Raw genomic sequence first — 5689 nt, 5'->3', positions numbered from 1 at the left:
GGACTCATCGTCTTCGGCATCAACCTGGCCCCTCACGCGGGTTGGGCGTCGCCCGGCGTGTGGACGTGCGTAATTTGCGGCTCCCTGCTGGGTGTGGTGTTTACGCGCGTTGAGCTCCGGTTGGCGAACCCTCTCCTCGATGTCCGAGTCTTCCGATCCCGGCCGGTCTCGCTGGGTACGATCACGCTCGCCGGGCTGTTCGCAGGCATGTTCGCCTTTTTCCTGGTTGGCATGCAGTACCTGCAGCTCATCCAAGGCCGTAGCGCTCTGAGCGCGGGTTTGGCGGTGATTCCCATGGCGATCACACTCATCCCTCTGTCTCTCGCTGCGCCGTACCTGGTTTCCTGGGCAGGTCTGCGCGCGGTCACCACCGCAGGCTTCGGAGCTCTTGCTGCGGCCTTTCTTGTTCTCGCGAAGACCGGAGACAGCGGCTCCGGAACGTTTCTGCTCGCCGTCCTGCTTATCGGGGTCAGCCTCGGCCTGTGTGTCACGCCGGCGACCGTCGCGATTCTCCACAGCGTGCCCGCCTCGAAGAAGGGTGTGGCGAGCGCCGTCAACGACGCCGCCCGTGAGGTTGGCGCGGCGTTCGGCTTGGCGGTGGCGGGCACCCTCCTCGCTACTGGGTACTCGGGCAATGTCGGCACCGCAATCAACGCGTTGCCTGAACCCGCTCGCGACCAGGCCAACGCGTCCCTCGCCGGCGCCATGGAAGTCGGGCGCCTGCTCGGCCCGAACGGCCAAGCCGCGGTGCACGAAGCTCGAGCAGCTTTTCTCGAGGGCATGCACTCTGCTTACCTGGCCTGCGCGGTCTTCGCGATCGTCAGTGCACTTGCGGTGATTGCGTTCGCGCCGGCCCGCGAGCATCGCCGGGCGGATGCGGACGTCCTTCCTAGCACCGCCTCGGAACCGCAGTCGACGAACGGCCAAATCCGGCCGCGCGGGCCGTTCGGAATGGCCCAGTCGAGGTCTTCGGGTCGGTCGGACACCACGGCCCGATGGCTGCCGTTCAGACGACGGCGCTGCGAAGGGCGGGCGCAGGCTGACTCTGTCGGCGCTAGCTCGGACTGAATTACTGAATTCGGTGGCGGTTCGTCCTTCGACACCGCGACAGCTTGCCCCGAGTAGCCCAGGCTGAGCCTGCAGCTTCTTGGGCAACGGCGCCGCGACTCGACGATGGTTTTACGTGGAGGGCGGCGTAACACGGGTGGGGCCCGGTTGTCTGGTGGGTAAGGCAGCGCGTCCTGAGGCGCCAACCGGCTTCTGGGATAACCTGGCTGGCTGTGTCAACTCGACTTGGCCCACCGTTCCGGAACGGTGGGGCCAGATCAGGCTGGCAGAGCCACCGAGGCCGACGCGGTCTGCGACGCTGGCTACGGCGAGCGCAGCGAGGAGCGGGTGAACACCCGCAATGGCTACCGGCGGCGGGTTCGACACCCGCGCCGGCACGCTGGAGGTCGCGACCCCCAAGCTGCGCTCGGGCAGCTACTTCCCGGATTGGCTGCTCACGCGGCGCAAGCGCGCGGAGGCGGCGCTGACTTCGGCGGTGGCGACCTGCTACCCGCTCGGGCCTCGACCCGGCGGCTGGACATGCTGGTGGATTCCCTCCGCATCACGAGCCTGAGCAAGTCGCAGGTCTCGCGGATGGCTGCCGACCTCGATGCCGCGATGGAGGCGTTCCGGTCCCGGCCGCTCGATGCCGGGCCCTACACCTTCCTCGCCGCCGACGCCCTCGTGCTCAAGGTCCGCGAGGGTGGGCGGGTGGTCGGGGTGCATGCCCTGATCGCCACTGGTGTGAACGCCGACGGGCACCGGGAGATCCTCGGGGTCCAGGTGTCCTGGCCGAGGACGGCGCGGCGTGGCTGGCGTTCTTCCGGGACCTGCCGCCCGGGGTCTGACCGGGGTCCGCCTGGTCACCTCCGACGCCCACGCGGGACTGGTGGCGGCGATCGGGGCCACCCTGCCCGGGGCGGCCTGGCAGCGCTGCCGCACCCATTACGCGGCGAACCTGATGTCGGCGACCCCGAAAGCGTCCTGGCCGTGGGTGAAGGCGATGCTGCACTCCATCTACGACCAACCTGACGCACCGTCAGTGCACGCCCAGTTCGACCGCGTCATCGAGGCGCTGGCCGAGAAACTGCCCAAGGTCGCCGAGCACCTGGAGGCAGCCCGCCCGGACGTGCTCGCCTTCACCGCGTTCCCGGGGGACCTGTGGCGGCAAATCTGGTCCAACAATCCGGTGCGCCACGAGGCGCTGCGTGACCGTGGGGAGGTGGAAGGCCTTCCCCGTTGGGCTGTCGCAGCAGCCTGACGAAGCTGGGGGCAGCCCGAGCCCGGAGGTGCGGGTGGGGGTGGGAGCAGCCCCGACAACGACGGGACGGGTCGGCACTGTCAGACGGCCCGGGCCCGGCAAGCAAGACGGAGAGGCGTAGGAGTGCACGAACCAGTGGTGGAACCCCCGAAAGTGGAACGTCGGCTCGAACCTGACGGATCTGGGCCGGTCAGCGGTGCACGTCGCGGCGATGCCGAAGTTGGCATCCCGCGGCGACTTCGGCTCGGTCTAGGGTTGGCCGGGTCGAAGGCCACGATGAAGTGCTGCGGGGTAGTCGTGGCGAGGCCGCCGGGGAAGAGCTGGGCGCCTATCCCGTCAAACGGTCTGTGGTGAACGTGGGAACCATCGCGCGGCCGCCCGCCGCACCGGCCAGCCAGGCCGGGCCCGGGCAGGCACACGCTCGGCTAAGTGTCGCGAGATGGGGCGGAGCCGCCGTAGTAGTCCGAGGCCGGGAAAGCCGGTCACATGGCCAAGGGCGGCAGCGAGTCCGCAGTGGAAGGACTGGAAGGCCAGGAGGTCGTCGGTGAACACCGACGCGCTGCTCCCGATGCCCACTGGGCCTCGGGCACGGGTACTGGGAATCCAGACGAAGCTGCATCAGTGGGCTGGTGAGGATCCTGCTCGCCGGTTCGACGACCTGTTCAACCTGGTGACCGATCCCGCGACGTTGCTGGTTGCGTGGGAGCGGGTGCGGTCCAACCGGGGCGCGCGCACGGCCGGAGTGGACGGTTCCACCGCCCACTACATCGAGGACGTGCGTGGGGTGGAGAACTTTCTGACCGACGTGCGTGACCGGTTGCGGTCGGGCACGTTCGCGCCGGTTCGGGTGCGGGAACGGATGATCCCCAAGTCGAGCGGCAAGTTGCGTCGCCTCGGCATCCCTACCGTCACCGACAGGGTGGTGCAAGCCGCCCTCAAGCTTGTCCTCGAGCCGATCTTCGAGGCGGATTTCAAGCCGTGTTCCTACGGCTTCCGCCCGAAGCGCCGCGCGCAGGACGCAATCGCCGAGATTCACCTGCTGACCTCCCCGCCGCGCAACTATGCGTGGGTGGTCGATGCGGACATCTCGGCTTGCTTCGACACCATCGACCACACCGCCCTGCTGGGCCGGGTGCGGCGACGGGTCGGAGACAAACGCGTCCTGTCGTTGGTGAAGGCGTTCTGCAAGGCCGGGATCCTCAACGAGTTCGGTCAGGTGCAGGACACCGAGGCGGGCACGCCGCAAGGCGGGATCCTCTCACCGCTGCTGGCCAACATCGCGTTGTCGGTACTGGATGAGCACTTCAGCGCCGCGTGGGCGGCGATGGGTGACTCCAGTGCCCGGCACCGGCGTCGCCGTCGAGGCGAGCCGACCTATCGGCTCGTCCGCTACGCGGACGACTTCGTCGTCCTCGTGCACGGCGAGAAGCACCACGCCAAGGCCCTGCGCGATGAGGCCGCAGCTGTGCTCGCGCCGATGGGCCTGCGCCTGTCGGAGGAGAAGACGAGGATCTGCCACATCGACCAAGGTTTCGACTTCCTCGGGTTCCGCATCCAGCGTCAACCCAAACGAGGGAGCGGGAAGCTATGCGTCTACACCTTCCCCAGCAAGGCCGCGCTCGCGTCGGTCAAGGCGAAGGTGCGCATGGTGACCCGGCAGGGACTCAACGGGCCACTCGTGCTCCTGCTCGATCGGCTCGCGCCGATCCTGCGGGGGTGGGCGAACTACTTCCGACACGGGGTGTCCAAGGCCACCTTCGATTACCTGCGCCGTTCACCTGGCGCCGAGTGATCTGCTGGCTGCGCCGCAAACACCCCCACGCAAGTTGGAAGTGGCTGCGCCGCCGCTACCTCCCCGGGTGGTGGCCGAGCCAGGCCGGGACGACGCTGTTCGACATCGGGAAGGTGACGGTCAGCCGTTACCGCTACCGCGCCAGCATCGTCACGCCCTGGACGGCATCCGCTGCCTGACCCACCGACTCGGGCTCGTGGAGAGCCGGATGCGTGGGAACGCGCACGTCCGGTTCGGGAGGCGGCCCGGGGAAACGGACCGGCCGCAAGGCCGGCACCGCGCCCCGGGTCGACCTCACCAGGAGCGGCTCAACCGCGAGATCCGTCGCCGCACCGATGTCGTGGGGATCTTTCCCGACCGTGACGCCATCATCAGCCTGATCGGCGCTGTCCTGACCGAGCAGCACGACGAATGGGCGGAAGGCCGCCGCTACCTCGGCCTGGACGCCCTCGCCCGAGCCCGCGTCACCCTCATCACCGACGCCCCCACTGACGCGGAGGAGGTGCCCACCGCCGAACCCCTGCAGGCGCTCAGCGCCTGACCGAACCGAAGGACCACGCGGCAACCGTGACACACCACGTCCCGGGGCTTGACCGCCGTTGACAGCGGGCTGGGTCGACCTTCGAGCGGGCGAGACTGTTGGAGTCGCTGGGCGCCTCAAGTTGGCCACCCGCCAGCGCCGAGGGTTGCAGTTAGGGTTGCAGTTCGTCGAACTATGCTCGCGTCCGCGGCAATCCGCAAGCCCGCGATTGAGCGTGAAACTGCCGCCCGCGGACTTGTGCGGACCCATCTGGGGCAGCTTAAACCTCGCTGCGTGTCGGGATTCTCGGCACTTCGAACGCTTACCACTGGCCCCGGCGACGGGTGCGTTGAAACGCTTTCAGCGCGCGGTCGTCGGCCTCGGGGAGGGTGTGCAGGTACTTCTGGGTGGTCTGGATCTGGCTGTGGCCCATCCGCTCCATGACTGTCTTGAGGTCCGCACCGCCGGCAAGCATCCACGACGCGTGAGCGTGTCGCAGGTCGTGCATACGAACGTGGCGCCCGAGCTGGGATTCCTCCAGCGCTGGTAGCCAGACCCGGGTTCGGAAGGTGTTGCGTGAGATGGGATTGCCGCCTGCGGTTTCCGTCGAGGGGAACAGCAAGTCGTCGCGGTCGATGCCGAGTTTCTTGATGCGGGCGGCGAGGACGTCGAGGAGATCCTGGCTGACGCGGATCGTCCGGGGCTCGTCGTCCTTCGGATACGGCTTGACGATCATGCGCTGGCCGGTGGGGGAGGTCTTCTTGGACACCTCCACGATCGTCTCCTCCACGGTCAGGGTCTTGCGCAAGAAGTCCAGATGCCGGGGGCGCAGGGCAACGAGTTCGCCCCAACGCAGGCCACTCTCGATGGCGGTGAGGACGAGCGGTTGCCACCGCTCGGGGACCGTTGAAAGCAGGCGCTCGAACTCCTCGGGGGGTGGTGCTTCTGAGTTAATGAGGCAGGTCGGCGAATAAATGCCCAACCAGGCCCGGTGCGCGGTCATCGTTTCGGTCCTTGCTGGTTCTGACGGTATGCCAGGCGGGCCAGGCGGGCGTTGTCGAGGCCGTCG

General features: G+C 68.0%; 2 protein-coding genes and 3 pseudogenes. 4 read left to right on the top strand and 1 reads right to left on the bottom strand.

Annotation, left to right across the window (positions count from 1 at the left end; all coding sequences use genetic code 11):
* The 4 genes and pseudogenes from SPOPO_RS26860 to SPOPO_RS26840 all read left to right on the top strand — a co-directional run.
* A partial coding sequence (locus SPOPO_RS26860) for an MFS transporter (RefSeq protein ID WP_019872967.1) occupies window positions 1-1068 on the top strand: 1068 nt, incomplete at its 5' end.
* Between the two features lie 270 nt (window positions 1069-1338).
* Window positions 1339-2281: pseudogene (locus tag SPOPO_RS32150) on the top strand (IS256 family transposase); the annotation flags it as partial.
* A gap of 571 nt (window positions 2282-2852) precedes the next feature.
* Window positions 2853-4279 (top strand): annotated as a pseudogene (ltrA, locus tag SPOPO_RS31855) (group II intron reverse transcriptase/maturase).
* A 122-nt stretch (window positions 4280-4401) separates the two neighbouring features.
* Window positions 4402-4641, top strand: a pseudogene (locus SPOPO_RS26840) (transposase); the annotation flags it as partial.
* Window positions 4642-4942: 301 nt separating this feature from the next.
* Here SPOPO_RS26840 and SPOPO_RS26835 read toward each other — a convergent pair.
* Window positions 4943-5623 carry a tyrosine-type recombinase/integrase gene (locus SPOPO_RS26835; protein ID WP_019872964.1) on the bottom strand — a complete coding sequence of 227 codons (681 nt, stop codon included), beginning with the start codon at window positions 5621-5623 and terminating at the stop codon, window positions 4943-4945.
* Between the last annotated feature and the right edge of the window lie 66 nt (window positions 5624-5689).

The organism is Sporichthya polymorpha DSM 43042 (assembly GCF_000384115.1).
Taxonomy (GTDB): Bacteria; Actinomycetota; Actinomycetes; order Sporichthyales; family Sporichthyaceae; genus Sporichthya; species Sporichthya polymorpha.
This window is presented reverse-complemented; position numbering and strand designations above follow the sequence as displayed.

Bases quoted from the DNA above. Each gene is read 5' to 3' on its own strand.
- SPOPO_RS26835 (WP_019872964.1), bottom strand. From the start codon at position 5,623: ATGACCGCGCACCGGGCCTGGTTGGGCATTTATTCGCCGACCTGCCTC.